Annotated in this window: 27 protein-coding genes, 4 tRNA genes and 1 riboswitch; of the genes, 20 read left to right on the forward strand and 11 right to left on the reverse strand. The window is 60.3% G+C overall.

Annotated elements, in window-relative coordinates; genetic code table 11:
- Positions 1-706 precede the first annotated feature (706 nt).
- Complete coding sequence (locus AB4N82_RS19435; RefSeq protein WP_122764653.1) at positions 707-1,267, forward strand: hypothetical protein; 561 nt, start codon at positions 707-709, stop codon at positions 1,265-1,267.
- 8 nt (positions 1,268-1,275) lie between these two features.
- Here the strand turns inward: AB4N82_RS19435 and AB4N82_RS19440 are convergent, their stop codons facing one another.
- The 4 genes from AB4N82_RS19440 to AB4N82_RS19455 form a co-directional block, all read right to left on the reverse strand.
- Positions 1,276-1,899 (reverse strand): SMI1/KNR4 family protein, encoded by a 624-nt coding sequence (locus AB4N82_RS19440; protein ID WP_122764654.1) that lies wholly within the window; start codon positions 1,897-1,899, stop codon positions 1,276-1,278.
- A 17-nt stretch (positions 1,900-1,916) separates the two neighbouring features.
- Positions 1,917-2,612 carry a DUF1963 domain-containing protein gene (locus tag AB4N82_RS19445; RefSeq protein ID WP_095185544.1) on the reverse strand — a complete coding sequence of 232 codons (696 nt, stop codon included), beginning with the start codon at positions 2,610-2,612 and terminating at the stop codon, positions 1,917-1,919.
- 81 nt (positions 2,613-2,693) lie between these two features.
- Positions 2,694-3,632, reverse strand: a complete 939-nt coding sequence (locus tag AB4N82_RS19450; protein ID WP_122764655.1) for a hypothetical protein — start codon at positions 3,630-3,632, stop codon at positions 2,694-2,696.
- A gap of 72 nt (positions 3,633-3,704) precedes the next feature.
- Entirely contained in the window at positions 3,705-3,830 is a 126-nt protein-coding gene (locus tag AB4N82_RS19455; RefSeq protein ID WP_277419724.1) for a hypothetical protein, read from the reverse strand.
- Positions 3,831-4,053: 223 nt separating this feature from the next.
- On the opposite strand from AB4N82_RS19455, the gene AB4N82_RS19460 reads away from it, so the two are divergent.
- The 4 genes from AB4N82_RS19460 (at position 4,054) to AB4N82_RS19475 (ending at position 6,383) form a co-directional block, all read left to right on the forward strand.
- Positions 4,054-4,287 (forward strand): hypothetical protein, encoded by a 234-nt coding sequence (locus tag AB4N82_RS19460; RefSeq protein ID WP_032885861.1) that lies wholly within the window; start codon positions 4,054-4,056, stop codon positions 4,285-4,287.
- 67 nt (positions 4,288-4,354) lie between these two features.
- A complete protein-coding gene (locus tag AB4N82_RS19465) occupies positions 4,355-4,918 on the forward strand; it encodes a nucleotidyltransferase family protein (RefSeq protein WP_032885860.1) in 564 nt (187 codons plus the stop codon).
- Positions 4,919-5,022: 104 nt separating this feature from the next.
- A complete protein-coding gene (gene tspO / locus AB4N82_RS19470) occupies positions 5,023-5,463 on the forward strand; it encodes a tryptophan-rich sensory protein TspO (protein ID WP_032885858.1) in 441 nt (146 codons plus the stop codon).
- The gene (locus tag AB4N82_RS19475) at positions 5,463-6,383 is read left to right on the forward strand and encodes an alpha/beta hydrolase fold domain-containing protein (RefSeq protein ID WP_122764656.1); all 921 of its coding nucleotides are present in this window, start codon (positions 5,463-5,465) and stop codon (positions 6,381-6,383) included. The genes tspO and AB4N82_RS19475 overlap by 1 nt, the downstream gene beginning before the upstream one ends.
- 89 nt (positions 6,384-6,472) lie before the next feature.
- On the opposite strand, the gene AB4N82_RS19480 is transcribed toward AB4N82_RS19475, so the two are convergent.
- Positions 6,473-7,525: an alkene reductase gene (locus tag AB4N82_RS19480; protein ID WP_122764657.1), complete on the reverse strand. Its 1,053-nt coding sequence runs from the start codon at positions 7,523-7,525 to the stop codon at positions 6,473-6,475.
- A gap of 100 nt (positions 7,526-7,625) precedes the next feature.
- Between AB4N82_RS19480 and AB4N82_RS19485 the strand changes: the two genes are divergently transcribed.
- The 4 genes from AB4N82_RS19485 to AB4N82_RS19500 all read left to right on the forward strand — a co-directional run bounded on the left by AB4N82_RS19485 (position 7,626) and on the right by AB4N82_RS19500 (position 10,258).
- On the forward strand, positions 7,626-8,507 hold the full coding sequence (locus tag AB4N82_RS19485) for a LysR family transcriptional regulator (RefSeq protein ID WP_122764658.1): 882 nt from the start codon (positions 7,626-7,628) through the stop codon (positions 8,505-8,507).
- A gap of 137 nt (positions 8,508-8,644) precedes the next feature.
- On the forward strand, positions 8,645-9,094 hold the full coding sequence (locus AB4N82_RS19490) for a GNAT family N-acetyltransferase (protein ID WP_338105069.1): 450 nt from the start codon (positions 8,645-8,647) through the stop codon (positions 9,092-9,094).
- Entirely contained in the window at positions 9,091-9,579 is a 489-nt protein-coding gene (locus tag AB4N82_RS19495) for a GNAT family N-acetyltransferase (protein ID WP_122764659.1), read from the forward strand. The genes AB4N82_RS19490 and AB4N82_RS19495 overlap by 4 nt, the downstream gene beginning before the upstream one ends.
- Positions 9,580-10,090: 511 nt before the next feature.
- Positions 10,091-10,258 (forward strand): hypothetical protein, encoded by a 168-nt coding sequence (locus AB4N82_RS19500; RefSeq protein ID WP_163034995.1) that lies wholly within the window; start codon positions 10,091-10,093, stop codon positions 10,256-10,258.
- A gap of 137 nt (positions 10,259-10,395) precedes the next feature.
- Here AB4N82_RS19500 and AB4N82_RS19505 read toward each other — a convergent pair whose 3' ends face one another.
- The 4 genes from AB4N82_RS19505 to AB4N82_RS19520 all read right to left on the reverse strand — a co-directional run bounded on the left by AB4N82_RS19505 (position 10,396) and on the right by AB4N82_RS19520 (position 15,124).
- Positions 10,396-11,160: an ABC transporter ATP-binding protein gene (locus AB4N82_RS19505; protein ID WP_122764660.1), complete on the reverse strand. Its 765-nt coding sequence runs from the start codon at positions 11,158-11,160 to the stop codon at positions 10,396-10,398.
- Positions 11,157-12,173, reverse strand: coding sequence for a FecCD family ABC transporter permease (locus AB4N82_RS19510; protein WP_032885850.1), 1,017 nt, complete (start codon positions 12,171-12,173; stop codon positions 11,157-11,159). Before AB4N82_RS19510 ends, AB4N82_RS19505 begins: the two co-directional genes overlap by 4 nt.
- Complete coding sequence (locus AB4N82_RS19515) at positions 12,170-13,180, reverse strand: ABC transporter substrate-binding protein (protein WP_122680513.1); 1,011 nt, start codon at positions 13,178-13,180, stop codon at positions 12,170-12,172. Before AB4N82_RS19515 ends, AB4N82_RS19510 begins: the two co-directional genes overlap by 4 nt.
- A 115-nt stretch (positions 13,181-13,295) precedes the next feature.
- Positions 13,296-13,489, reverse strand: a riboswitch (cobalamin riboswitch).
- 252 nt (positions 13,490-13,741) lie between these two features.
- Positions 13,742-15,124, reverse strand: a complete 1,383-nt coding sequence (locus tag AB4N82_RS19520) for an aldehyde dehydrogenase family protein (RefSeq protein WP_122764661.1) — start codon at positions 15,122-15,124, stop codon at positions 13,742-13,744.
- Between the two features lie 105 nt (positions 15,125-15,229).
- Here AB4N82_RS19520 and ptrR point away from each other — a divergent pair, with 105 nt between their 5' ends.
- Complete coding sequence (ptrR, locus tag AB4N82_RS19525) at positions 15,230-16,102, forward strand: putrescine utilization regulator PtrR (protein WP_032885963.1); 873 nt, start codon at positions 15,230-15,232, stop codon at positions 16,100-16,102.
- Between the two features lie 44 nt (positions 16,103-16,146).
- Here ptrR and AB4N82_RS19530 read toward each other — a convergent pair whose 3' ends face one another.
- Together AB4N82_RS19530 and AB4N82_RS19535 are read right to left on the reverse strand one after the other, a co-directional pair.
- Positions 16,147-16,356: a hypothetical protein gene (locus tag AB4N82_RS19530; RefSeq protein ID WP_032885847.1), complete on the reverse strand. Its 210-nt coding sequence runs from the start codon at positions 16,354-16,356 to the stop codon at positions 16,147-16,149.
- Positions 16,357-16,454: 98 nt separating this feature from the next.
- Positions 16,455-17,651: an amino acid aminotransferase gene (locus AB4N82_RS19535; protein ID WP_122764662.1), complete on the reverse strand. Its 1,197-nt coding sequence runs from the start codon at positions 17,649-17,651 to the stop codon at positions 16,455-16,457.
- 343 nt (positions 17,652-17,994) lie between these two features.
- Here AB4N82_RS19535 and uvrB point away from each other — a divergent pair, with 343 nt between their 5' ends.
- From uvrB to AB4N82_RS19585, 10 genes are all read left to right on the forward strand, one after another.
- A complete protein-coding gene (uvrB, locus tag AB4N82_RS19540; RefSeq protein WP_032885845.1) occupies positions 17,995-20,010 on the forward strand; it encodes an excinuclease ABC subunit UvrB in 2,016 nt (671 codons plus the stop codon).
- Positions 20,011-20,211: 201 nt separating this feature from the next.
- The gene (gene gltX / locus AB4N82_RS19545) at positions 20,212-21,693 is read left to right on the forward strand and encodes a glutamate--tRNA ligase (protein ID WP_122764663.1); all 1,482 of its coding nucleotides are present in this window, start codon (positions 20,212-20,214) and stop codon (positions 21,691-21,693) included.
- 147 nt (positions 21,694-21,840) lie between these two features.
- Positions 21,841-21,916, forward strand: a tRNA-Ala gene (locus AB4N82_RS19550).
- Positions 21,917-21,994: 78 nt separating this feature from the next.
- Positions 21,995-22,070 (forward strand) — tRNA-Glu (locus tag AB4N82_RS19555).
- A gap of 50 nt (positions 22,071-22,120) precedes the next feature.
- Positions 22,121-22,196: transfer RNA gene (locus AB4N82_RS19560), tRNA-Ala, on the forward strand.
- A 78-nt stretch (positions 22,197-22,274) separates the two neighbouring features.
- A tRNA-Glu gene (locus AB4N82_RS19565) sits at positions 22,275-22,350 on the forward strand.
- 183 nt (positions 22,351-22,533) lie between these two features.
- Positions 22,534-23,073, forward strand: coding sequence for a TetR/AcrR family transcriptional regulator (locus AB4N82_RS19570; RefSeq protein WP_032888304.1), 540 nt, complete (start codon positions 22,534-22,536; stop codon positions 23,071-23,073).
- 16 nt (positions 23,074-23,089) lie between these two features.
- A complete protein-coding gene (locus tag AB4N82_RS19575) occupies positions 23,090-23,923 on the forward strand; it encodes an alpha/beta hydrolase (RefSeq protein ID WP_032888301.1) in 834 nt (277 codons plus the stop codon).
- A 41-nt stretch (positions 23,924-23,964) separates the two neighbouring features.
- Positions 23,965-24,399: an acyl-CoA thioesterase gene (locus tag AB4N82_RS19580; protein ID WP_032888298.1), complete on the forward strand. Its 435-nt coding sequence runs from the start codon at positions 23,965-23,967 to the stop codon at positions 24,397-24,399.
- A 55-nt stretch (positions 24,400-24,454) separates the two neighbouring features.
- Positions 24,455-25,414, forward strand: a complete 960-nt coding sequence (locus AB4N82_RS19585; RefSeq protein ID WP_122764664.1) for a tRNA dihydrouridine synthase — start codon at positions 24,455-24,457, stop codon at positions 25,412-25,414.
- Positions 25,415-25,968: the final 554 nt, after the last annotated feature.

Genomic DNA, 25,968 nt, shown 5'->3' on the forward strand with positions numbered 1-25,968 from the left:
CTCACCACAAGAAGCCCGCTCATCACAGAAGCCTGTTCATCACAGGAAAATCTGCTCACCACAGAGAGTCTGCTTACCGTGAGTCGCTTGGGTTTTTTTGTGCTGAGTAGGCTTTTTGTGGTGAGCGAACTTTGTGTGCTGAGTGGGCTTTTTGTGGTGAGCGAACTTTGTGTGTTGAGTAGGCTCTCTGTGGTGAGCGGGCTTGCCCCGCGCTGGGCTGCGAAGCAGCCCTAAAACCAGGCACTGCGGTTTTTCTGAGAAATTGGGGTGGCCTTATTGGGGCCGCTTCGCAGCCCAGCGCGGGGCAAGCCCGCTCACCACAAGAAGCCCGCTTACCACAGGAAAGTCTGCTCTCCACAGAGAGTCTGCTTACTGTGAGTCGCTTGGGTTTTTTTGTGCTGAGTAGGCTTTTTGTGGTGAGCGAACTTTGTGTGTTGAGTAGGCTTTCTGTGGTGAGCGAACTTCGTGTGTTGAGTAGGCTCTCTGTGGTGAGCGGGCTTGCCCCGCGCTGGGCTGCGAAGCAGCCCTAAAACCAGGCACTGCGGTTTTTCTGAGAAATTGAGGTGGCCTTATTGGGGCCGCTTCGCAGCCCAGCGCGGGGCAAGCCCGCTCACTACAAGAAACCTGCACACCACAGGAAAGCCCGCTCACCCTCCTGACCGACTTGGATGAAGTCGGCCCAATTCATAGCCAGGGAAAACCCAAGATGCGTGGCGCACTCGTTAACAGTCTGATGCTTCTCACCATGGCGATATCCGGCGCCGGATGCACCACCTACGCGTCCAAGCCAATCATCAACGACCGCGTTGAAGCCGCCAAAACCGAAAGCATCCCAAGCTTCACTTATGAAGTTGACGCGCCCTGGAAGGACAGCCGCTTCGGCAAGCGCGCCTACCAGGCCACACAAGAAATAATCCCAGCGGCGCAAGACATCAGCTCAGCACCGCTCGCGTCGTCGCGCCCTGTATTAGCCATAAAAATCTCGGAGTTTTCATCGGGCGGCGCGTGTCCGCAGGAGTACCTGACGGGCTTGAGTCTTGGCTTGATTCCCAGCTGGTGTACCCGGCCTACACTGTTCACGTTTCAGTTCATGCTCAATGGCAATCACGGCGTGTGCAGGCAGAAAACCTATTCAGTCAGTGCCCAGACGTTTTCACATATCACCGCGATTCCATTTGCCATGCTCGATACCCGGGACCAGCCACTCACGCTGTATCAGGCAGCGCTGAAAGACTTCCTCCAGCCAGCACAATGCGCGACGCCCTGACACCTGCTTCAAATAGGCCTGTCCACCACCCGCGCATTCCATAAGTCCCGATAGCGCTCCCGCCAACCGGTACTGCTTTGATCCAGCCACGCCAGCGTCGCGTCAATGGTGTCGTCGCTGATGACGAAGTGATTGATGTGCTCCGCGATCCGTTCCTGCGACACGTGCAGCAAGTCCAGGTAGGCATTGAACGAGTCCGCCAGCACCACATACTCATCGCCTTGCTGGCGACGCCCCGTCCAGGCGGGTAAACCTGCGACCATCGCCCCCACATCCTGGCGCCCCTCGCGCAGGTCAAGTAGCAACACGCTGGCGCCGCCATCGCGGCCGATCGGCAATAACCCTGTCGCGGGGAAGCCAGGTTGCTTGCGCAGTTGCTCCAGTTCAAAAGGGTTGGATTCATACTGCTCGCTTGGGTCCAGGCCATACAGCAAGAAACTCAGCAGCTCTTTATCGCCATTGCTCATGGTCGCCAGCACGTCGTATTCCACGGTGGCGCCGTTGCAGGTCTTGAGAAACTGCCGGTAATCGTCCGGCAGGCGGGCGCCGAGGGTGGCTTCCAATTGCGCGAGGGCGTGGTCGGATGCGCTTTCTCGGGTGTCGTCGAAGATCAATCCACGGTAGTCAGTCATTCAGGGCTCCCAGCACCTTAGTAAAAATCATAATAGAGTGCCCATTCTCCGGTTTGGTTGTGCTTCCAGAACATCAGGCTGCCACTGTCGATCACGTTGAGGTTGATCTTCGGGTCCGACGAAATCTGGAACACAAACTCGAAACCTTCACCCGGATCCACCCCCGACTGGCAGAACGAGGGGTAACCGCCGATCTTGTGTTCGTAAGTATGGGTGATCAAGTCGTAATAGCTCTGTATCTCGCCCGCGCGCTCCAGCGTGAGAATGGCTTGCTCAAGGTCCGCGGGGACACCACCGCCATCCCACAGTGGGAAGTCCTCCGGCACCGCTTCTGCCTTCAACGGGAAAGGTTTGAGAAATGTGCCCGGTACCGGCAGCGCCTTGCGCACCAATACGTCATCGGCGCCATATTCGCGGATCACCCAGTTATTTCCCATCGGCTCAAAGTCTTCAGGAAACGGGTCCGAGATAAACACCGTCAGCACACGAACCCCCGCCAGCAGCGGGCTGTTGAAGGGCAGGGCGGGCAGGTAAAACTGCGCGTAGGGCAGCAAAGGTTGTCCGGCCTGATTGGTGGGTACGCCTTCATCCGGGCGGAACAGGAAGACATTCCCCAGCCAGCTTTCTTCATCGGTGCCGAGAGGGCGAAAGCCGCCGGCCATGAACTTCACGGCTGGGCGGGCCAGGCGTTGCTTGATTTGTTGAATGTCCATGTCGCTGTAAACCTTCCTTTTGCTACAGGCACAAAGGCCGCAGATTAGCAGTGCGCGGGCGCGGTGCCCAATTGGCCTCCTTCACGAGTTGGATTTCAGCCGCCCCAGAATCGCCGTACGCAAACACCCCCAGGCGATCACGCCGATAATCAGCACCTCGGCGACACCCACCAGCACATTGAATGAAAACACCAGAGGTTGCTCGGCCCAATAGAAGCTCGTCGAACCCGATCGAATGCCACTGACCCGCAGCCGCCCGGTAAACAGCGCGCGCACCAACGCGATCACATGCGTCAGCTCCAGCACCGCCAGGAAAACACCCAGCAGGGAGAGCAGGGCGCGTGCGGGCCTGCCGAGTTTGTCGGTGGACTCAGCCACGGGTGCCGGCCCCTCGGATTTGCGCCGCCGGGCCACCTTCGCCGGTGATGGCGCAGGCCTGTAGGGCGCCGCGGCCGCCGACCCAACGTGCACCTCAGTGGGCACGGCCACGTTCAGATAGTCAGCCAGTTCTCGCAGCCACATATCGGTGCGTGTGCTCCCCGGTATCACGGGCACGTTGTCGGTGGTCAAGCGCTGCTCGGTGCCGTCGCGCATCACTAGCCACAACTGGGTGTTGGCCGGCTCTGCCTGTGGACGGCGGCGCAGTTCGAGGTGGTGGGCTTTATCGATGCTGAAGGTTGACTGCACACGCTCGCGGCCACCGAAAAAGTTTCGAGTGCGGCGCTTGCCTTCGCCGTTAGCCCGCGACAACAACAAGCTCTCGCGGATGCCGGTGTACACCATCAGCAGCAGGCCAAGGGCAGGAATGAGCAGCAGGCCGAGCACGATCAGCAGCGAGGTCAGCGGGTCCATGTCAGCCAACTGCGAGCTGCTATCGGTGAGCCAAAACACGACGAAGGCCAGTGGCAGGGTGAACGCCATTGCGCCTGTCAGCAGTACCAATGCGCTTTGCACCCCGTTGCGCGAGTGGATGTGCAAGTCACCCTGCGCGGTGCGCTCGAAGCGATGCCCAATCAATATGCAAATCTCCTGATGCGCCTTGAGGGGCAGCGATTGGCGGCCGAGGTCGGCATTAACGCCATGGAGAATACCTTAAGCCGAGAACGCCACGCGTTTCCCGGCCCGGAATGCCAGGTAGCGGTCATATTCAAGGGTGAACGCTGGGCTCGGTGTGTCGTTGGCGTGGGTGTAACGCACCACACTTATCGTGTCGCGCATTTGCCGTGCGTCTTCGCCCTTGAGTCCTCACACGATGCCTGCTCAGGCGCGCGGTGATGCGGTGCCGAGCGCTGCATGACAATGAAATGCCATGATGAAGGCATCTTGAGTTTTAAACCGGATGACTCGCAAACACCCCTTTGCAGGGCATATCGGTCTACCATGCCATCCCCCGGCAGTGGTTCCACGCGCTACCGATCTCTCTCTCGCAAGGTATCGCCTCATGTCCATCGACCAAATCAGCCTCCCCAAGGGCGTCGGCCCGCATGCCACCAAGCTGCTCGACGCCATCACCGGCGCGTCCACCCATGAAGAACTCAACCGCGCGGGCGGTAAGGCGGAAGGGTTTGTGTTGGGTCTGGAGGCTTCCAAGGCCATCAAGAGCCAGATCGCTGAGTCGCTGTATGTGGCTTATGACGATGCGGCGAGTCATCGGGCCAGTGAGTTGAAGGGGTAAACCTCAACGCCCTCCCTGATGTTGTACAGTCGACTTCCACCAAAGGGCTGATTAACTCAGGGATCCCATGACATTGACCGTCGACACCTTGCTCAACCTGGCCATGGCCAACCCCATCAACGCCGAAATCACCGCGCGTCTGCCCGACCTCGGTGTGGAGCAATGCATGCTCACGGCGGGATGTCTGTTCCAGGCGGTGTGGAATCATCAGTCCAATCTCCCTGCCGCGCAGGGCGTAAAGGACTACGACGTTTTCTACTTCGACACCGACTTGTCCTACGAGGCCGAGGACGCTGTGATTCGCAGGGCCGAGCAGTTGTTCCAGGATTTGGGCGTGAATGTTGAGGTCAAGAACCAGGCGCGGGTTCACCTCTGGTATGGGCAGCGGTTTGGCCGACCATATCCGCAGTTGCACTCGGCTAAACAGGGGGTGGACCGTTACCTGGTGGCGGGGACGTGCATCGGGTTGGAGATCGCCACCGGTGAGGTGTATGCGCCCTATGGGCTGGCGGATGTGGAGCAGGGGATTCTTCGGATTAACCCACTGCACCCGGAGCCGGAATTGTTTGCGCGCAAAGCCAGGAGTTATCAGGTGCGGTGGCCGTGGCTGAGGATTGTGGAGCCGGTTTGAGCACCGTGCAGTCCATTTTTGTGTGGTTGATTGAATTTATCTGCGGCGGTTTGAGTCACTGATGCTATGCGTGGTTTTCTTTCAACCGACCTCAAGGACCGACCATGACCTTCTTCATCTTCCTGCTCGCCTGCGCCGCCGCGGCCAGCACCGGCATCCTTTTCAAACCTGGCGCCTGGTATGAATCCCTCGTCAAACCCAGCTTCACCCCGCCCAATTGGCTGTTCCCGGTCGCGTGGACGATTATCTACCTGCTGCTGGCCTGGGCCGGTTATCGCCTCACACTGATCCCTGGCAGCGAAATGGTATTGGCGCTGTGGGCTGCGCAGATCGCATTGAATACGTTGTGGACCCCGGTGTTCTTCGGCGCCCATCGCATCTTTGCGGGGATGGTGATTATTGCGGTGCTGTGGGTAACGGTGGCGACGATGGTGGTGATGGCGGTGCGTCTGGACTTGATCACCGGCTTGATCCTGTTCCCGTATTTGGCGTGGCTGTGCGTAGCGGCGGCGTTGAATTTCTCGATCCTGCGGAATAACCGTTGATGGCCCACCAACCTTGGCCGGCCAGCGAGTCGGATTTGGCCCAGATGCGCCGCTTCAATCAAAAGCTCGCCTGGATGCCGCGCTTCAAGATCCGTAACCGCGTGACGCCTCGTTTGATCCAGGGGTTGTTGCGCGTCAGCCAAACGCTCAAGAAGGCGCCAGCGGCGCAGTGCAAGATCGTCGACAACGTCCCCGTACGCATCCTGCGGCCAGTCGGCAAGCCTAAAGGCGTGGTGCTGGATATTCACGGCGGCGGCTGGGTGATTGGCAATGCGCAGATGGACGACGATCTTAACCTCGGCATGGTTAACGCATGCGACGTGGCGGTTGTGTCGGTGGATTACCGGCTGGCGGTGGATACGCCGGTGGAAGGGCTGATGGAGGATTGCCTGGCGGCGGCGCGCTGGTTGCTCTGTGAGGATGAGTTCAAACAGCTGCCGGTCATCGTCGTCGGCGAATCGGCCGGCGGGCACCTTGCGGCGGCGACGTTGTTGGCGCTCAAGCAATGGCCGGAGTTGCTCCAGCGTGTGAGCGGCGCGGTGCTGTATTACGGTGTTTACGATTTGACCGGTACGCCGAGTGTGCGCAACGCCGGGCCTGAGACCTTGTTGCTGGACGGACCAGGAATGGTCGATGCGCTGCGCATGCTGACGCCTGATATCAGCGATGACGAGCGCAGACAGGCGCCGTTGTCGCCGCTGTATGGCGACTTCGACGGCCTGCCACCGGCGTTGATGTTTGTGGGTGAGTTGGACCCGCTCAAAGACGACACACTGTTAATCGCTGAACGGTGGCCACAGGCAGAGGCCCATCTGCTGCCGGAGTCGGCCCATGGATTTATCCATTTTCCAGTGACGATGGGCGAGGCGGTGTTGGCGTATAGCCGAGGGTGGATCTCGACGAGGATCAGTGGTGAATAGGTGTTTTGGTGGGGCAGCCCTGCTCACCACAACTGGACCCCCATTCACCAACCGTCCCGTATCAGACAAGTGGCTGAAGGTTCTACGCTTCAGAGTGCTGGGTAGTCGATGTAACCCTCGGCACCTGGCGTGTAGAAGGTGTCTTTGTCGGGCACATTCAAAGCGGCACCACTGAGAAAGCGCGCGGGCAGGTCCGGATTGGCCAGGAACGCGCCGCCGAACACCGCCGCATCGGCTTTGCCCTCGGCGATCAAGGTGTCGGCGCTGTCCCGTGTAAGGCCGCCGCCGATCAGGTAGCGGCCCTCGAACAATTCTCGCAATGCAGCGTGATAGTCGAAGCTCGCCCCGAACAGTGCCACATGCAAGTAGGCCAGTTTCAGCTCGCGCAGTTGCTTGACCAGGTAGGTGAAGGTTTCCTGCGGGTTGGCATCGCTGATGTCGTTGAAGTTCATCTCCGGGGAAATTTTGATGCCCACGCGATCGCTGCCTACTTCATCGACCATTGCGGCGAGCACTTGCAGTACGAAGCGGCTACGGTTTTCCACCGAACCACCGTACTGATCTTCGCGTTGGTTGCTGCTGCTGGAGAGGAATTGCTCGGGCAGGTAACCGGAGGCGGCGTGCAACTCCACCCCGTCAAAGCCTGCCTCGATTGCCCGGCGTGCGGCATGACGGTAGCTGTCGACCACGCCACCGATCTGCGTGACGCTCAAAGCATGGGGCGTGACGAAATCCTGCAGGCCGTTCGCGGTCCAGGTCTGGCCCGCCGGTTTGATCGCAGAAGGGGCCAGCGGCAGCGCGCCGTCGGGCAGCAGTGAAGGGTGAGAGACTCGCCCGCAATGCATCAGTTGCATGAAGATGTGCCCGCCCAGGGCGTGCACGGCTTGGGTGACAGATTTCCAGGCGGCCACGTGCTCGGCGGTTTCGATACCTGGAGTGCGGACGTAGCCTTTGCCCGACGCGTCGGGAAATACGCCTTCCGAGATGATCAAACCGGCGGTGGCGCGTTGGGCGTAGTAAGTGGTCACAAGGTCGGAAGGCACACCGGCGTCGTTGGCGCGCGAGCGTGTCATCGGCGCCATGATCAGGCGGTTGGCGAGGGTGTAGCGACCAAGGGAAAGGGGAGAGAAAAGAGCATTCATGGCGGTGTTCCTCATCAGTGATGGGGTTATGATTGATCAATCCGATTTCGGGATAAATGCCTGAAATACGAAATGACTAATCCACTGATGGGATAATGCTGTGGAATTTCTCAACGATATGGCGCTGTTTGTCGAGGTGGTGAAGGCACGCAGTTTCAGTCGCGCGGCCGAAAGCCTGGGCATGCCGAACTCGACGCTGTCCCGGCGCATCAGCGAATTGGAAAAAGGTATCGGCCTGCGACTGTTGCACCGCACTACGCGCAAGATTGAGCCCACTGAGGCGGGTCAGTTGTACTTTGAGCGGTGCAAGCGCATCGTCGACGAGGCCCGCCTGGCCCATGAACAACTCGGCGAAATGCTCGCCCAACCCAACGGCGTGCTGCGCGCTTCGTTGCCGGTGGATTTCGCGATGGTCTACCTGGCGCCGTTGATTGCCGAGTTTTCACGGTTGTATCCGGACATCACGTTCGAACTCGACTTAACGCCGCGCCAGGTCGACTTGATCAGCGATCCAGTGGACGTGGTCATTCGCATGGGCGAGCCCGCCAATTCCCACCTGATCGCGCGCAAACTCGCGAATATGCGGCGAGCGTTTTACGCCTCGCCCCAGTACCTGGAACGCGCCGGACTGCCAGCTCAGCCAGCAGATCTGGCGCATCACGAATGTTTGCGCATGCGCGGGTCAAGGGCGCATCGATGGGTCTTGGAGTCGGGGTCGGAGAAGGTGGACGTCGACGTGAGTGGGCGGTTTGAGCTCAACAGCGTGGGCATGCTCAGACGCCTGGCCGCGTTGAACCTGGGGATTGCGCTGCTGCCCGAAGGCATTGCCGAGCAGGATGTGGTCAGCGGGACACTGTGCAGAGTACTGCCCGACTGGCATGGCTCGTCGGTTTCAGTTTATGCCCTGACCGAAACGCGGCTGCTGCCCGCGAAGACCCAGCGGTTTATCGAGTTTTTGCGCGACAAGCTGGAGGATGCATGACTGGCCGGGTAACCTTTCGCCTCCCACTCAAACGAAGGGATGTACATGAGATTCTTCAACCCGGCCTCAAGCGCTCAGCCCCATCCTGCCTGTCCGCCTGCAGCCCTGAAGGGCACTTCATTCTGCGAGTTGCTTGAGTGAACGAGCTGACGCTACGGCCGGCCAGGATCACCGACCTGCCCGCGGTTTACCGGGGCGAGCGGGGATATATCCAGCGTTGGGAGCCTGCACACGAAGTGGCCTGGCAAGAGCAATTGGAACGGCACCTCACACGTTGGGTCAACAACGTTGAGCGATTGACGGTGGCCATGCTCGACGGACAGTTCGCCGGTTATTCGATGTGGATGCCCGAGGACGGTCTTGCCGAGTTGTGCACGATCAACGTCGGCGAGGCATATCGGCGCAAGGGTATTGGGCGTGCATTGCTGGAGGCCTACCGGGCGGCGGCGGGGCAGGACGGTTATGCGCGGTTGAGCTTGTGCGTGCGGGCGGACAACCCGGCCCGGTTAATGTATGAGGCGGCTGGGTTCGTGTGTGTGGGAACAGCCGCCAACGGGTATTTGCGGTACGAGCGAGTGAGTGAATGATCAATATCCAGACGGTCACGGTTGCCGACATTCCAGAGGTTCTGGCCTTCGTCCTGGCAGCCCGTGCCGAGCTGTTCCCCAAGCTCAGCGTCACTGGCATGCCCGCCGACCTGGCGCAATTCGAGGCCACTTACCTTCACGGCGATGGGCACTTCCTCATCGCTCGCCAGGACCACCAGATCATCGCCGCCATCGGTTATTTGCCCTACGACGATCGTTTCCCCCAATTGAATTACCAAGGCCGCAAGACTGTGGAAGTGGTGCGCCTGTTCGTCCTTCCGGCCTTTCGCCGCTTCGGTCTGGCGGGGGAGTTATACCGCGCGTTGGAGGGCAGGGCGCGGGCGGATGGCGTGGACGTGGTGTATCTGCATACCCACCCATTCCTGCCTGGGGCGATTGATTTTTGGGGGCGGCAGGGGTTTGAGATTGTGGATGTCGAGGCCGACCCGGTGTGGCAGACGACGCATATGCAGCGGAGTTTATAGGTTTGCGGTGAGCGCGCTCGTCGTGGTCAGAGGGCTTCTTGTGGTGGAAGTACTTCCTGTGGTGAAAGTACGTCCTGTGCTGAAAGTGCTTTCTGTAGTGAAAGTACTTCCTGTGGTGAAAGTGCTTTCTGTGGTGAGCGGGCTTGCCCCGCGCTGGGCTGCGCAGCAGCCCCCAAACCAGGCACTGCGGTTTTTCTGAGAAATTGCGGTGGCCTTATCGGGGCCGCTGCGCAGCCCAGCGCGGGGCAAGCCCGCTCACCACAAAAGGCTCATCGGTCACATAACGCCCATCTGCGTGGAAGTGCTGTCTGTGGTTAAAGTACTTGCTGTAGTGAAAGTACTTCCTGTGGTGAGCGGGCTTGCCCTGCGCTGGGCTGCGCAGCGGCCCTAAAACCAGGCACTGCGGTTTTTCTGAGAGATTGGGGTGGCTTTATTGGGGCCGCTGCGCAGCCCAGCGCGGGGCAAGCCCGCTCACCACAAAAGGCTCATCGGTCACATAACGTCCAGCCGCGTGGAAGTGCTGTCTGTGGTGAAAGTACTTGCTGTGGAGGAAGTGTTTTATGTGCTGAAAGTGCTTCCTGTTGTGGAAGTTCCTTCTGTGGTGAAAGTACTTCCTGTGCTGAAATTGTTTTCTGTAGTGAGCGGGCTTGCCCCGCGCTGGGCTGCGCAGCGGCCCTAAAACCAGGCACTGCGGTTTTTCTGCGAAATTGCGGTGGCCTTATTGGGGCCGCTTCGCAGCCCAGCGCGGGGCAAGCCCGCTCACCACAAAAGGCTCATCGGTCACTTAACGTCCATCTGCGGTGCTCACCGAGCGCCTCAGTTGGAACGCAACCGCAGTATCTGCGCTCCATCAAACGGGTCCGTCAGGTAATGCCCCTGCACACCGAACGTCTCCTGCAACCGCTGCGGTGTCAGCACGTCCAGCGGTGTGCCCAGCGCCACCAATTGTCCGTGATCGAGCACCGCCAATCGATCACAGGTCAGGGCCTGATTAAGGTCATGCAGCGCGATCAGCGTCGTCACCGGTAACCCTTGCACACCCTTCAAGATTGCCAGTTGATGTTGAATATCCAGGTGATTGGTCGGCTCATCCAACAGCAGAATCTGTGGCCGTTGCGCCAAGGCTCGGGCGATGTGCACACGTTGGCGTTCGCCGCCGGAGAGGCTGCGCCAGGCGCGTTGGCTCAGGTGGGTGGCGTCCACATCGTGCAGGGCCTGGCACACGATGGCGTCGTCCTCGCGTGACCACGGGCTCAGCGCCGACAACCATGGCGTGCGCCCCAACGCCACGGCGTCGAATACGCGGATGGCGTCGTCGGTGTCGGCCTGTTGCTCCACCACTGCCAGCTGTTGCGCGATGGCGCGGCGGGACAGGTCGCCCAAACGGGTGCCCCCAAGCCGTACCTCACCAGAGGCGGGTGTTCGCAACCCCGCCAGCAGTTTGAGCAAGGTGGATTTACCGGAGCCGTTCGGGCCGACAATCCCCAAGGTTTCCCCCAACTGCACCTCAAGATTAATATCGCGCAGCAACTCGGCATCGCGCACCTTGAAACCCAGCCCCGTACAACTGAGCACTTTCATCGCGCATTCCTCCGCCCGATCAGGATCAACGCGAACACCGGCGCGCCGACCAGGGCAGTGACCACGCCCACAGGAATCACTTGGCCTTTGATCAAGGTGCGCGACAGCACATCCGCCGCGATCAAAAACAGCGCGCCGCCCAAGGCGCTGGCTGGCAGCAACCGCGAGTGCCCGGTGCCCAGCAATAGGCGCACCGCATGGGGGATCACCAGGCCGACAAAGCCAATGGAGCCGACAATCGACACCATCACCGCCGTCACCAACGCCGCGCAGCCCACCAGCACAAATTGCACGCGGCGCACCGGAATGCCGAGGGACGCCGCCGAGTCACTGCCGAAGGTAAACGCATCCAGCGCACGCCGATGCCACAAGCACACCGCCAAGCCGGCAACCGCTACCGGCACCGCCAGCCACACCGAAGGCCAGCGCACACCGCTGAGGTTGCCCAGCAGCCAGAACATGATGCCGCGGGCCTGCTCGGAACTGGCCGACTTGGTAATGAGAAACGCGGTCAGGGCATTGAACATCTGCGAACCGGCAATGCCCGCGAGGATGATCTGGCCGGTACCGCTCATAGAGCCGCTGGCCCGCGCGAGCAAGATCACCAGGGCAAACGCCGCCATGGCCCCGACAAACGCGCCGGCCGACAGTGAAATCAACCCGCCGCCCACGCCCATCAGCGCCACCAACACCGCGCCGGTGGAGGCGCCGGCGCTGATACCCAGCAGATAGGGATCGGCCAGCGGGTTGCGCAGCAACGACTGCAAGATCACCCCACAGGTGGCCAGCCCCGCACCGCACGCGGCAGCGACCAGGGCGCGCGTCAGGCGGTAGTTCCACACCACGCCTTCGTCGATTGGATCGAGCAGATAGCCGGCGTTCCACAGCTTATTGGCGAGCACTTGAAGCACCACCTGCGGCTCGATGGACGTTTCGCCGATGGCCACGCCCGCGAGTAGGGCGGCTGAAAGCAGGGTCAGGGCGAGCAGGGTGCGGATCACGCTTTTACTCATTTGCGCAGGTCGTAGCCGTCGATGGCGCCGGCCAGCTGTTCAAGGCCATCGAACGTGCGGAGGCTGGCCTGCAGCGCCAAGGCGTCGAGGATGATGATGCGGTTGTGTTTGACGGCGTCCATGTTGCGCGTGACCGGGTCGCTGCGCAGGAAGGCGAGTTTCTTTTCATGGTCGTCGGCAGGGTAGCGGCGACGGTCCATGCGGGCGATCACCAGGAACGTCGGATTGGCCTTGGCGATGGTTTCCCAGCCAACAGCGGGCCACTCTTCATCGGACTGCACCACGTTGTGCAGGCCGAGGGTTTCGAGCATGAATTCGGGGATGCCCTTGTGGCCCGCCACGTACGGGTCGCTGGCTATCTCGGAACTGGAGAACCACACCAGCGCGCTGGCTTGCTTGAGGCCTTTACTCTGCGCCGTGGCAACGGACTTGGCCAGGCGCGCCTTGAGGTCGTCGTTCAGCTGTTGGCCGCGCGCCTGCACGTCGAAAATCTCGGCCAGTTGGCTGATGCTCTTGTAGAGGGTCTCGATGCGGAACGGCTCTAGCCGCGTGCCGTCGGCGCCCACCAGATTGTCCTTGCCTTCGCAGTCGGAAGGCAGCAGGTAGGTGGGGATCTTCAATTCGTGGAATTGCTCACGGGTGCCCACCACGCCTTGCGGGCCGACCACCCATTCCAGCTCGGCAGCCACCAGTTGCGGGCGTTTGGCGATCACGGCTTCAAAGCTTGGCTCGTTGTTGGCCAGGCGTTCGATTTTGTCGTTCTGCGCCTGGTACTGGGGCAGCACACTGTTGAACCACAGCGAGGTGCCGACCACTTTGTCGCCGACGCCCAGGGCATACAGCATTTCGGTGGCGGCCTGGCCGATGGTCACGCTGCGTGCGGGGGCTTGCGGGAAGGTCACGGCGCTGCCGCAGTTTTGGATAGTCAGCGGGTAGTGAGTGGGCGCCGCTTGAGCCAGGGCACAGAAACCCAGACCGGTGATCAGGGCAGTAACGCGTGGCAGCATGGGGCGATCTCCGTGTGAACCGTAGGTGAAGCAGGGGCAGTACGGCTCGGAAATACGCCCTTGAACGCTGCCGGTCGGGCAGGCAAGGATGTCCTTCCCGGACACCCCGCCGGTTAGTGATTGTGCTGGGCCGGCAGGTCTCCTGACTGATGCGTCTTCGCCACGCTCCAGCCTTCCCGGACGAGGTCCAGTGGCGTTAAGGAGCAGGCTCGGCACCTACAGTTGCGGGGGCAGTTTCGATTGACGCCGCGGGCGGCGTTTCGAATTCCCTATTAGTCCCATGGGGGAACCGGCGGCGCTATGGTAGTTGATTCAGCCTCGCAGAGGGAGGCTGAGCTTCAGTTCGCGTGCCGGTGGCGCGATCTTCGATGTCGCGCCAAGTCATGGCGCCTATCGTTAAAAAGTCGCTAGGACGTTCGCGCCTCGCAAAAAGGAGGCGGCCAATGTGTGTTCGTCAGTAGCTTCGCAATCCGTTTTTTGCTTGATCCCGCCTAAATGCGCGATCAGATCGCTCACCACAACACGGCCGCCTGCCATGAAAGGCCCGCTGCGCAGCCGGGGTTATTTTCGATCCAGCCACACCGTCTGCGCATTGCAGAACTCGCGAACGCCGAAGTGCGACAGCTCGCGACCGAATCCACTTTTCTTCACGCCGCCAAACGCCACCCGTGGGTCGGAGACGCTGAAGGCGTTGACGAAGATCCCGCCGGTTTCCAGCTGATTGGCGATATCCCGTGCTTTCGCTGCGTCAGTGGTGAAGATGCTCGCGGTGAGGCCGAACTCGCTGTCATTGGCCAGGGCCACCGCGTGGTCGGCGTCGCGGGCGGTGATGATCGAGGCCACGGGGCCGAACAGTTCCTGTTTGAACGAGGTCATCTGGTCGGTGACGTTGGCGAGTACGGTCGGCTCGTAGTAGTTGCCGTCGCCTGTGACTTTATGGCCGCCGAGCAACAGGGTCGCGCCTTCCTCCAGGGTGGCCTGGACCTGACCGTGCAGCTCGTCGCGCAGGTCGAAGCGGGCCATTGGGCCAATGTAGGTGGCAGCTGATGTGGGATCGCCCATCACCAGGGCACGGCTGGCGTCGACGAACTTGGCCGTGAAGGCTTCCACAACACCGGCTTCGATGATCAGGCGCTTGGCGGCGGCGCAGACTTGGCCACTGTTCTGGAAGCGGCCGATGAGCGCGGCTTGCACGGCGGCGTCGAGGTCGGCGTCGTTGAGCACGATGAACGGGTCGGAGCCGCCCAGTTCCAGCACGCATTTTTTCAACGCGGCACCGGCCTGGGAGCCGATAGCGATGCCGGCGCGCACGCTGCCGGTGAGGGTCACGGCGGCAATGCGTGAGTCCGCGATGGCTTTGGACACGCCCTCGGGGGTGACGTTGATCACTTCGAATAAGCCTTCAGCAAAGCCGGCTTTACGGAACGCTTGTTGGATCAGGTAGGCGCTGCCCATCACATTCGGCGCGTGTTTGAGCACGTAAGTGTTGCCGGCGAGCATGGTTGGCACGGCGCCGCGCAGTACCTGCCATACCGGGAAGTTCCACGGCATTACGGCGAGAATCGGGCCCAGCGGGCGGTATTCGATGTGGGCGGTGCCGTTGTCGACCAGGGTCGGTTCCGGGGCGAGCATGGCCGGGCCTTGGGCTGCGTACCATTCACTCAGTTGCGCGCATTTTTCGACTTCGGCACGTGCCTGGGCGATGGGTTTGCCCATTTCCAGAGTGATCATCTGCGCCATGGCTTCGGCTTGCTCGCGCAAGGCGGCGGCCAGGGCTAACAGCAGCTCGGCGCGCTGGCTCACCGGCTGGCGGCGCCAGGTGCGGAAGGCGCTGGTGGCGCGGTCGAGGGCGGCATCCAACTGCGCTGTTGTTTCGTAGGGATAGTTGCCGACGGTTTGGCCGTTGGCGGGATTGATCGATAAGGCGTGGGTGTTCGCGTTCATGGCACCGTCCTGCGTGTACGTTGGGAATGGAGGTCAGCGTACGGGGCTGGATCTTTTCTGGAAACTGAATAATATTAAGCAATACGTTCACGAATGGAGAATGAATTGGATCTCGTGCAACTGGAAATCTTCAAGGCCGTCGCCGAACAAGGCAGCATCAGCGCCGCCGCGCAGTTGATTCATCGGGTGCCGTCAAACTTGACCACGCGGATCAAGCAACTGGAGCAGGATCTGGGCGTGGAGCTGTTTATCCGCGAGAAGAGCCGACTGCGCCTGTCGCCGGCGGGTTGGAATTTCCTCGGTTACGCGCGGCGCATTCTCGATCTGGTGCAAGAGGCCCGCGCGACGGTGGCGGGGGAAGAACCTCAGGGGGCGTTTGCCCTCGGCTCCCTGGAAAGCACGGCGGCGGTGCGTATCCCGGCGTTGCTGGCGGCGTATAACCAGAAGCACACCAAGGTCGAACTGGACCTGAGCACCGGGCCGTCGGGCACCATGATCGAGGGGGTATTGTCGGGGCGCCTGACCGCCGCGTTTGTCGACGGGCCGGTGCTGCATTCGACCCTGGAGGGCGTGGCGGTGTTTGAGGAGGAGATGGTGGTGATCGCGCCACTGCACCATGCGCCGATCAGCCGGGGGCAGGACGTAAATGGCGAGAACATCTATACGTTCCGCTCGAACTGCTCGTACCGGCATCACTTTGAACGCTGGTTCTCACAGGATGGCGCGGTGCCGGGCAAGATCTTCGAGATTGAGTCCTACCACGGCATGCTCGCCTGCGTCAGCGCCGGTGCTGGGCTGGCGCTGATGCCGCGCAGTATGTTGGAAAGCATGCCCGGGTTCGCTGCGGTGAGTGTGTGGCCGCTGATGGACAGCTTTCGCTTGCTGAACACTTGGTTGATCTGGCGGCGGGGGACTGTTTCGCAGAGTTTGAACAGCTTTGTGAAGTTGCTGGAAGAGCGCGGGCTGGTAGCCGCCTGAATCCACTGTGGGAGGGGATAAGTCCCGTCCCACCTGTTTTTTTATCAGCCGCCGAACTGGAAGGTGCCCATGGCGAGTTTCGCCATGATTGCTGTCGCACCCAACTGCACCAGCCACAACGCCAAACCACCAAGGAATACACCGAGGGCCACCTGCAACACCAAACTCTTCTGCCGCTTCACCTGCGGCGCGCGTGGGGTGTAGTCGTGCAGTTCGTCGCGGTCGGCGCGCAGGTCCAAGTCGTCGTTTCTCATAGAGCTCTCACAGCAAAGGGGCGGTCAGGGTTCAGTCTAGGGGCTGGACACAAAAAAGGGGAAACCATGGCTTCCCCTTCTGTGCAACGCTAGCAGGTTTACAGCACCTGAACGATTGCCTGTGTGACCGCAGCAATGTTCGACTGGTTCAACGCCGCCACACAGATACGCCCGGTATCCAGCGCGTAGATACCAAACTCGCTGCGCAGGCGGGTGACTTGCTCAACGGTCAGACCGGAGTAGGAGAACATCCCACGCTGGCGACCGACGAAGCTGAAGTCGTGGCCCGGCGCAGCCTTGGCCAGTTCGGCAACCATCTGCTCACGCATGCCACGGATGCGCAGGCGCATCTCGGCCAGTTCGGCTTCCCACTGGGCGCGCAGTTCAGGGCTGTTCAACACGGCGGCAACGATCGCTGCGCCGTGGGTTGGCGGGTTGGAGTAGTTGGTGCGGATCACACGCTTGACCTGGGACAGGATGCGCGCGCTTTCTTCCTTGGAGTCGCCGACGATGGACAGCGCGCCCACACGTTCGCCGTACAGGGAGAACGACTTGGAGAACGAGCTGGAGACAAAGAAGGTCAAGCCCGATTCCGCGAACAGGCGCACAGCGGCTGCGTCTTCGTGGATGCCATCGCCAAAGCCCTGGTAGGCCATGTCGAGGAACGGCACCAGGTTCTTGGCCTTGACCACGTCCAGCACGTTTTGCCAGTCGGTCGGGCTCAGGTCGACGCCGGTCGGGTTGTGGCAGCAGGCGTGCAGCACCACGATGGACTGCGGCGGCAGGGCGTTGAGGTCTTCGAGCAGGCCGGCGCGGTTCACGTCGTGGGTGGCGGCGTCGTAGTAGCGGTAGTTCTGCACCGGGAAACCAGCGGTTTCGAACAGCGCACGGTGGTTTTCCCAGCTCGGGTCGCTGATGGCGACGACGGCGTCTGGCAGCAGTTGCTTGAGGAAATCAGCGCCGATCTTCAGGGCGCCAGTGCCACCAACGGCCTGGACGGTCACGACACGACCAGCTTCGAGCAGTGGCGAGTCGTTCCCGAACAGCAGGGTTTGAACGGCCTTGTCATAGGCGGCAATACCGTCGATCGGCAAGTAGCCACGGGCGGCGTGTTGCGCCACGCGAATGGCTTCCGCTTCGGCAACGGCACGCAAGAGTGGAATCTTCCCCTCCTCGTTGCAGTAAACGCCTACGCCAAGGTTGACCTTGGTGGTTCGTGTGTCGGCGTTGAATGCTTCGTTGAGGCCCAGGATAGGATCGCGTGGTGCCATTTCGACAGCGGAGAACAGGCTCATTTTTGCGGCAGCTCTATGGGGGAAGGGAGGGACGTGTCGCGCTCCAGCCGAATGCACTAGAGCGGTGCACAAACGGGGAGCTAGTATAGAGGCCATCACGGCTGAGGGCGACAACCGAAACGGCTTTTCGGCCAAGTTTTTCGGTTTATTTGCTGACCGTTAGTCTTATTGCAACGTCGATCCCAGATGGCAGGCAGGACGATTGCCTTGAAACCCGTCACATTCGCCACCACTTCTATGGCTATCATGGTTTTTTCCTACTGCTCGCTCTGAAAGTTCGCGGGTGGTGGTCTATTTCTTCCCCGACGGGTTTACAGTCCGGGGTGACTTCAAGAGGTACGTTATGTCGGATTTCCAACTAGTCACCCGCTTTGAACCCGCTGGCGATCAGCCAGAAGCCATTCGCCAGATGGTCGAAGGCATCGAGGCCGGCCTGGCTCACCAGACGCTGCTCGGGGTGACCGGTTCAGGCAAGACTTTCAGCATTGCCAACGTGATCGCACAGATCAACCGGCCCACCTTGGTGCTGGCGCCAAACAAGACCCTGGCCGCGCAGCTCTACGGCGAGTTCAAGGCGTTCTTCCCGAATAACGCAGTGGAATACTTCGTTTCCTACTACGACTACTACCAGCCTGAAGCTTATGTGCCGTCTTCCGACACCTTTATCGAGAAGGATGCGTCGATCAATGACCATATCGAGCAGATGCGGCTGTCGGCGACCAAGGCGCTGCTGGAGCGCAAGGACGCGATCATTGTCACCACGGTGTCGTGTATCTACGGCCTGGGCAGCCCGGAAGCGTATTTAAAGATGGTGCTGCACGTGGACCGTGGCGACAAACTCGACCAGCGGGAGTTGTTGCGCCGCCTGACGAGTTTGCAGTACACCCGCAACGACATGGACTTTGCCCGCGCCACCTTCCGCGTGCGCGGCGACGTGATCGATATTTACCCGGCCGAATCCGATCTGGAAGCGATCCGCATCGAGCTGTTCGACGATGAAGTGGAGAGCCTCTCAGCCTTCGACCCGTTGACCGGCGAGGTTATCCGCAAGCTGCCGCGCTTCACCTTCTATCCGAAAAGTCACTACGTGACCCCGCGTGAAACCCTGATGGGTGCCATCGAGGGCATCAAGGTGGAGTTGGCCGAGCGCCTGGAATACCTGCGGGCCAATAACAAGCTGGTGGAAGCCCAGCGTCTTGAGCAGCGCACCCGGTTTGACTTGGAGATGATCCTGGAGCTGGGCTACTGCAACGGCATCGAAAACTACTCGCGCTACCTCTCGGGTCGCGAATCCGGCGCGCCGCCGCCGACGCTCTATGACTACTTGCCCGATGACGCGCTGCTGGTGATCGACGAATCCCATGTCAGCGTGCCGCAAGTGGGCGCTATGTATAAGGGCGACCGCTCACGTAAAGAGACGTTGGTGGAGTACGGTTTCCGGCTGCCGTCGGCACTGGATAACCGGCCGATGCGCTTCGACGAGTGGGAGGCTATTAGCCCGCAGACCATTTTTGTGTCGGCCACACCGGGTAACTACGAGGCTGAACATGCCGGCCGTGTGATTGAGCAGTTGGTGCGTCCGACCGGCCTGGTGGACCCGGAAATTGAAATCCGCCCGGCGCTGACCCAGGTCGATGACCTGCTGTCCGAGATCAATAAGCGTGTCGCTCTGGAAGAGCGGGTGCTGGTCACCACGCTCACCAAGCGCATGTCCGAAGACTTGACCGACTATCTGGCCGACCACGGCGTGCGGGTGCGCTATCTGCACTCGGATATCGACACGGTGGAGCGCGTTGAGATCATCCGTGATCTGCGCCTGGGTACCTTTGATGTGTTGGTAGGCATCAACCTGCTGCGCGAAGGTTTGGACATGCCGGAAGTGTCGCTGGTGGCGATCCTCGATGCGGACAAGGAGGGCTTTCTGCGCTCCGAACGCTCGCTGATCCAGACCATCGGGCGGGCGGCGCGAAACCTTAATGGCAGGGCGATTCTCTACGCGGACCGCATCACCGGTTCTATGGAGCGGGCGATTGGCGAGACTCAGCGTCGTCGCGACAAGCAGATCGCGTTCAACCTGGAAAATGGCATCACGCCCAAAGGCGTGTTCAAGGACGTCGCCGACATCATGGAAGGCGCCACCGTGCCCGGTTCGCGCAGCAAGAAGCGCAAGGGCATGGCCAAGGCCGCAGAGGAAAGCGCCAAGTACGAGAACGAACTGCGCTCGCCGAGTGAGATCACCAAGCGGATCCGCCAGTTGGAAGAGAAGATGTACCAGTTGGCGCGGGATCTGGAGTTCGAGGCGGCGGCGCAGACGCGGGATGAGATTGGCAAGTTGCGCGAGCGCTTGCTGGCTGTCTGATCTGCGGTGGCTGAGCGGGCCTCATCGGGGGCAAGCCTCCTCCCACGCTTTGACTTGTGAACACCGTCAAATGTGGGAGGGGCGGTGCGACGATTCGACTTGCCCTCGATGGCTACGCCTCGGTTTTCCAGAAATCACCCAGGCTGTTACCATTCGCCACTTGTTTCAATTTTAAGTTTTATCGCCCATTCGAGACCCGCCATGACCACCGTCCGCACGCGCATTGCGCCATCGCCTACTGGGGATCCCCACGTCGGCACCGCCTACATCGCCTTGTTCAACTACTGTTTTGCCAAGCAGCACGGCGGTGAATTCATCCTGCGGATCGAAGACACCGATCAACTGCGCTCCACTCGCGAGTCTGAACAGCAGATTTTCGATGCCCTGCGCTGGCTGGGCATTACCTGGGCTGAAGGCCCGGACGTCGGCGGGCCGCACGGTCCGTATCGCCAAAGCGAGCGCAGCGACATTTACAAGCAGTACACACAGCAACTGGTCGACATGGGCCATGCGTTCCCGTGCTTCTGCACCGCCGAAGAACTGGACCAGATGCGCGCCGAGCAACAGGCCCGTGGCGAAACCCCGCGCTACGATGGCCGCGCGCTGCTGCTGTCCAAGGAAGAAGTGGCTCGGCGTCTGGCTGCTGGCGAACCGCACGTTATCCGCATGAAAGTGCCGAGCGAAGGCGTGTGCGTGGTGCCGGATATGCTGCGCGGTGACGTCGAGATCCCATGGGATCGCATGGACATGCAAGTGCTGATGAAGACCGACGGCCTGCCGACGTACTTCCTGGCCAATGTGGTCGACGACCACCTGATGGGCATCACCCACGTACTGCGTGGCGAAGAGTGGCTGCCGTCGGCGCCGAAACTGATCCTGCTTTACGAATATTTCGGTTGGGAACAGCCGCAACTGTGCTACATGCCGCTGCTGCGTAACCCGGACAAGAGCAAGCTGTCCAAGCGCAAGAACCCGACTTCGGTGACCTTCTACGAGCGCATGGGCTTCATGCCGGAAGCGATGCTCAACTACCTGGGCCGTATGGGCTGGTCGATGCCGGACGAGCGTGAGAAGTTCTCGTTGCAGGAAATGGTCGACAACTTCGACCTGTCACGCGTGTCCCTGGGCGGCCCGATTTTCGATGTCGAGAAACTGTCCTGGCTCAACGGCCAGTGGTTGCGCGATCTGCCGGTGGAAGAGTTTGCCAGCCGCGTGCAGCAGTGGGCGTTGAACCCCGAGTACATGATGAAGATCGCGCCGCTGGTGCAGGGCAGGGTGGAAACGTTCAGCCAGGTTGCACCATTGGCCAGTTTCTTCTTTGCCGGGGGCGTTAACCCGGATGCCAAGCTGTTCGAGTCCAAGAAGCTCTCTGGCGACCAGGTTCGTCAGTTGATGCAGTTGATCCTGTGGAGGCTGGAAAGCCTGCGTCAGTGGGAGAAGGATGCGATCACTGCGACGATTCAGGCGGTGGTTGAATCCCTGGAACTGAAGTTGCGTGATGCCATGCCGCTGATGTTTGCTGCGATTACCGGGCAGGCCAGTTCGGTGTCGGTGCTCGATGCGATGGAAATTCTCGGTCCGGACCTCACCCGTTTCCGTCTGCGCCAAGCCCTTGATTTGCTTGGTGGTGTCTCGAAGAAAGAAAACAAAGAGTGGGAAAAGCTGCTGGGCGCTATCGCCTAAGCAGGCCGTTGCAGTGACGAAACCCCGGTTTTCCGGGGTTTCGTCGGTAAGTGATTGTTATCCCGGCAAAAAAATTTGGAAAATGTTGAAAATAAATTTGACACACTTCCAAGCCGCCATTAAGATTCGCCCCGTCCTCACCGATGAGGGGCTATAGCTCAGCTGGGAGAGCGCTTGCATGGCATGCAAGAGGTCAACGGTTCGATCCCGTTTAGCTCCACCAATTTACAGGTTCAAGGTCTGGCCACACCGTCCTTGAATAGATCAGGTCTCAGCTCTGATCGGTTGTACAGAAGGTTTTGTCCCCTTCGTCTAGTGGCCTAGGACACCGCCCTTTCACGGCGGTAACAGGGGTTCGAGTCCCCTAGGGGACGCCATTTTCAACAAGCAGCTCGAAAGGTCTGCTGCGCCGCGAGGCGAAAAATCTGGGGCTATAGCTCAGCTGGGAGAGCGCTTGCATGGCATGCAAGAGGTCAACGGTTCGATCCCGTTTAGCTCCACCAATTTACAGGTTCAAGGTTCCGGCCACACCGTCCTTGAATCGACCGATCTCAGCTCGGTCAGTTGTATAGAAGGTTTGTGTCCCCTTCGTCTAGTGGCCTAGGACACCGCCCTTTCACGGCGGTAACAGGGGTTCGAGTCCCCTAGGGGACGCCACGATTACCCGCTCTGCGGGATTTTTAAGGGTCATTCAATTATTGAATGGCCCTTTTGTTTGTCTGGCGTTTGACCACTTCTCTCATCACCTCCTTTCTTCCTGTTCTGACCAGTGGTCATGACTGTCGCTTGCTAAATATTATTATGGTAATAATATTCAACCCATGAGAGTCGGAGGCTTTGATGAACGATAAAAAAGCGCAAACCCGCGAACGCATTCTGCAGGCCGCCAGCGCCGCGTTGATCCAGCGCGGCCCGGCCGAGCCGAGTGTCGGTGAAGTCATGGGCGCGGCGGGGCTGACCGTCGGCGGCTTCTACGCGCACTTTGAAAGCAAGGATGCGTTGATGCTGGAGGCCTTTACGCAGCTGCTGGCAAGGCGTCGCGCCTCCATCGACGATATGGATGCGCAGTTGACCGGAGAAGAACGCAGGGGGTTGGTTGCGGCGTTTTACCTCTCGCGCAAGCATCGCGACTCCACCGCGCAGGCCTGCCCGATTCCAGCGACTGTAGGGGAGATGGCTCGCCTGCCGGACGCCTTTCGCGACGCGCTGAGCGAACATGTCGAGTTGATGGCTGCTCAGCTTGCCGCAAGCCCTGAAGACACCGACAAGGCCTTAGCCGATATGGCATTAATGATCGGTGGCCTGGCCTTGGCCCGCGCCTTGGGGCCGGGTGAGCTGTCGGACCGAGTGTTGCGCGCTGCCAAGTCGGCTGTGCGATAGGAAGAGGGCTCGCAAAATGGGCGCGTTAACCTGGATTCGTCGCTTCAACGGCACGCTGGGGTACCTGGCGCCGCACACGGTGGCCAACAAGATGCGTCGAGCCTTCATGACGCCCCGCGACCTGCCGCCCCGTGACTGGGAGTTACCGCTGCTGGCGCAATCGGAGCGCATCACCTTGCGCTTTGGCTTGTCGGCCCTGCGCTGGGGGCAGGGTCCGGCAGTTTTGTTGATGCACGGCTGGGAAGGCCGGCCAACCCAGTTTGCCAGTCTGATCACCGCCTTAGTCGACAATGGCTACTCCGTGATTGCTCTGGACGGGCCTGCCCATGGCCGCTCACCGGGGCGTGAGGCTCATGTGCTGCTGTTTGCTCGCGCCATGCTGGAGGCTGCGGCCGAGTTGCCGCCCCTGCATGCAGTGGTCGGCCATTCCATGGGGGGCGCCAGTGCAATGTTGGCGGTGCAGTTGGGGTTGCGTACCCAGGCGTTGGTCAGTATCGCTGCACCGTCGCGTTTCCTGGATGTACTGCGTGGTTTTACCCAAATGGTCGGTTTGCCAGCGAAGGCGCGTTCGGTGTTTATTCAGGAGGTGGAGCAAACATTCGGAATGCCACTCAAGCATTTGGATGTGGCCCACTATCAAATGAATATTCCCGGGCTGATCGTGCACGCTGAAGACGATACCTTTGTCCCCGTCAACGCCTCCCAAGCCATTCACGAAGCCTGGTTCGACAGCCGCCTGCTGCGCCTTGAACAAGGCGGCCACCAGAAAGTACTGGCCGATCCGCGGGTGATCGATGGCGTGCTGGCGCTGTTGGCGGGTTGCCGTCTACAGGCGCGGCAAAGCGCCTGATACACTGCCTCCCGCCGCCATTAATCGACTGGGAGCAAGGCATGGGCTGGGATTTGGCAACGCCGTTTATCATTGACCTGCAGGTCGCCCCTGAGGATATCGACGGCCTGGGGCACGCAAATAATGCGGTGTACGTGTCCTGGCTGGAGCGCTGTGCCTGGCGTCATTCCCAGCGTTTGGGGCTGGACCTGACCGAGTATCGCCGTCTGGACCGCGCCATGGCGGTGGTGCGCCATGAGATCGATTACCTGGCGGCAGGCTACGAAGGTGACGAGCTGCAACTGGCCACCTGGATCGTCGATTGGGACCAGCGTCTGAAGATGACCCGCCGCTTTCAACTGGTCCGCCCGCGTGACGGTGCAACCCTTCTGCGCGCGCAAACCACCTTCGTCTGCATCGAATTGTCCACGGGCAAGCCCAAGCGCATGCCGAGCGAGTTTCTCGATGGCTATGGCCCCGCCCTGACAGGGGGTTAACGGTTGCCGTAGGAAACCCAGTAAACTGCGCCACGATTTTTGTTGAGTGTTTTCCATGCAAATTGCTTTGGCGCCCATGGAAGGGTTGGTCGACAACATCCTGCGGGACGTGTTGACCCGTGTGGGCGGTATTGACTGGTGCGTGACCGAGTTTATCCGCGTCAACGACCGCCTGCTGACCCCGGCGTACTTCCACAAACTTGCTCCAGAGCTGCTGCACGGTGCCCACACCGCTGCGGGCGTGCCCTTGCGCGTGCAATTGCTCGGTTCCGACCCCGTGTGCCTTGCTGAGAATGCCGCACTGGCCTGTGAGCTGGGTTCGCAAGTGATCGATCTGAACTTTGGCTGCCCGGCCAAGACCGTCAACAAGTCCCGAGGCGGTGCCGTGCTGCTCAAGGAACCGGAGTTGCTCAACCAGATCGTTGAACACGTGCGGCGTGCGGTGCCTGCCCATATCCCGGTGACTGCCAAGATGCGCCTGGGCTTCGATAGCCCGGATGGCGCGCTGGTGTGCGCCACGGCCCTGGCCGAAGGCGGTGCGGCGCATATCGTGGTGCATGCGCGTACCAAGGCCGATGGTTACAAGCCGCCGGCTCATTGGGAGTGGATCCCGCGGGTCCAGGACGTGGTCAAGGTGCCGGTGTTCGCTAATGGCGATATCTGGAGCGTCGAAGACTGGCGCCGCTGTCGGGAGATCAGCGGCGTAGAGGACATCATGCTTGGCCGTGGCCTGGTGGCGCGCCCTGACCTGGCGCGGCAGATTGCAGCAGCACGCGCAGGCGAGGAAGTGGTCGAAATGACGTGGGCAGAGATGCAGCCCATGCTCCGCGAGTTCTGGAACCAGTCGGTAGCGCAACTGACTGAAAAACAGGCGCCTGGGCGATTGAAACAATGGTTGGCGATGTTAACGCGTAATTACCCGCAGGCGGTGGAACTGTTTACCGCCCTTCGTCGCGAGACGGATGTGCGGCAGGTAAGTTGTCTATTGGGTATGAGTCATCCTGACGTGCTTTAAATGTTGATGTAAGTCATTCGGGCTTTATGACAAATTCAACGTGAGCGGTTGGCATTGATCAAGGAACTTTTTTGGGGGGATGGCCACGTAAGGGTTGGGCGTCAGGTAGTTAGTGCGTAAAAAATACTGGTCTTCTGTATTGCTGCTATCTGCCGTCTTAACTCGGATAAATATAGGACTAAAATTCTTATGCGTGATCCAGTTGTGAGCCGTACCTATGGCGTTAATTCCGTTTACTCCCCTAACTGCGGTTCCAGTGCGACGTTGCCCATCCGTGCCTCAGGCCCTGGTTGCGGCATCCGGTTTGGGTGTTATAACCCGCCCCCGCCAACATACTGTGTACCCTGCAAGCCAGCCCCGCCAAAGCTTTGCAGGCCTTGTAAGCCAGCCCCGAAGAAGCAGAGTTTTTTTCCAAGATTGGCAGCTTTTTCGGAAAAGTCTTTGACAAAGTCGGCAGTGTTTTCAGTGGGATTGGTAAGGTGTTGGGGGGAGTGGTAAAAGCACTTAGTCCGCTGATAAGTCTGGCGGCGCCGTTATTAGGTCCGGTCGGGTTG

Source organism: Pseudomonas sp. H1_D04, from assembly GCF_054683855.1.

Excerpts from the sequence above, each read along its gene's own strand:
- AB4N82_RS19575 (WP_032888301.1), top strand. The coding sequence starts at position 23,090 with ATGGGCGCGTTAACCTGGATTCGTCGCTTCAACGGCACGCTGGGGTAC.
- AB4N82_RS19440 (WP_122764654.1), bottom strand. The coding sequence starts at position 1,899 with ATGACTGACTACCGTGGATTGATCTTCGACGACACCCGAGAAAGCGCA.
- AB4N82_RS19535 (WP_122764662.1), bottom strand. The coding sequence starts at position 17,651 with ATGAGCCTGTTCTCCGCTGTCGAAATGGCACCACGCGATCCTATCCTG.
- gltX (WP_122764663.1), top strand. The coding sequence starts at position 20,212 with ATGACCACCGTCCGCACGCGCATTGCGCCATCGCCTACTGGGGATCCC.
- AB4N82_RS19480 (WP_122764657.1), bottom strand. The coding sequence starts at position 7,525 with ATGAATGCTCTTTTCTCTCCCCTTTCCCTTGGTCGCTACACCCTCGCC.
- AB4N82_RS19530 (WP_032885847.1), bottom strand. The coding sequence starts at position 16,356 with ATGAGAAACGACGACTTGGACCTGCGCGCCGACCGCGACGAACTGCAC.
- AB4N82_RS19445 (WP_095185544.1), bottom strand. The coding sequence starts at position 2,612 with ATGGACATTCAACAAATCAAGCAACGCCTGGCCCGCCCAGCCGTGAAG.
- AB4N82_RS19475 (WP_122764656.1), top strand. The coding sequence starts at position 5,463 with ATGGCCCACCAACCTTGGCCGGCCAGCGAGTCGGATTTGGCCCAGATG.
- AB4N82_RS19585 (WP_122764664.1), top strand. The coding sequence starts at position 24,455 with ATGCAAATTGCTTTGGCGCCCATGGAAGGGTTGGTCGACAACATCCTG.
- AB4N82_RS19460 (WP_032885861.1), top strand. The coding sequence starts at position 4,054 with ATGTCCATCGACCAAATCAGCCTCCCCAAGGGCGTCGGCCCGCATGCC.
- AB4N82_RS19570 (WP_032888304.1), top strand. The coding sequence starts at position 22,534 with ATGAACGATAAAAAAGCGCAAACCCGCGAACGCATTCTGCAGGCCGCC.
- AB4N82_RS19505 (WP_122764660.1), bottom strand. The coding sequence starts at position 11,160 with ATGAAAGTGCTCAGTTGTACGGGGCTGGGTTTCAAGGTGCGCGATGCC.
- AB4N82_RS19455 (WP_277419724.1), bottom strand. The coding sequence starts at position 3,830 with ATGCGCGACACGATAAGTGTGGTGCGTTACACCCACGCCAACGACACA.
- AB4N82_RS19580 (WP_032888298.1), top strand. The coding sequence starts at position 23,965 with ATGGGCTGGGATTTGGCAACGCCGTTTATCATTGACCTGCAGGTCGCC.
- AB4N82_RS19515 (WP_122680513.1), bottom strand. The coding sequence starts at position 13,180 with ATGCTGCCACGCGTTACTGCCCTGATCACCGGTCTGGGTTTCTGTGCC.
- AB4N82_RS19435 (WP_122764653.1), top strand. The coding sequence starts at position 707 with ATGCGTGGCGCACTCGTTAACAGTCTGATGCTTCTCACCATGGCGATA.
- tspO (WP_032885858.1), top strand. The coding sequence starts at position 5,023 with ATGACCTTCTTCATCTTCCTGCTCGCCTGCGCCGCCGCGGCCAGCACC.
- AB4N82_RS19520 (WP_122764661.1), bottom strand. The coding sequence starts at position 15,124 with ATGAACGCGAACACCCACGCCTTATCGATCAATCCCGCCAACGGCCAA.
- AB4N82_RS19510 (WP_032885850.1), bottom strand. The coding sequence starts at position 12,173 with ATGAGTAAAAGCGTGATCCGCACCCTGCTCGCCCTGACCCTGCTTTCA.
- AB4N82_RS19465 (WP_032885860.1), top strand. The coding sequence starts at position 4,355 with ATGACATTGACCGTCGACACCTTGCTCAACCTGGCCATGGCCAACCCC.
- AB4N82_RS19495 (WP_122764659.1), top strand. The coding sequence starts at position 9,091 with ATGATCAATATCCAGACGGTCACGGTTGCCGACATTCCAGAGGTTCTG.
- uvrB (WP_032885845.1), top strand. The coding sequence starts at position 17,995 with ATGTCGGATTTCCAACTAGTCACCCGCTTTGAACCCGCTGGCGATCAG.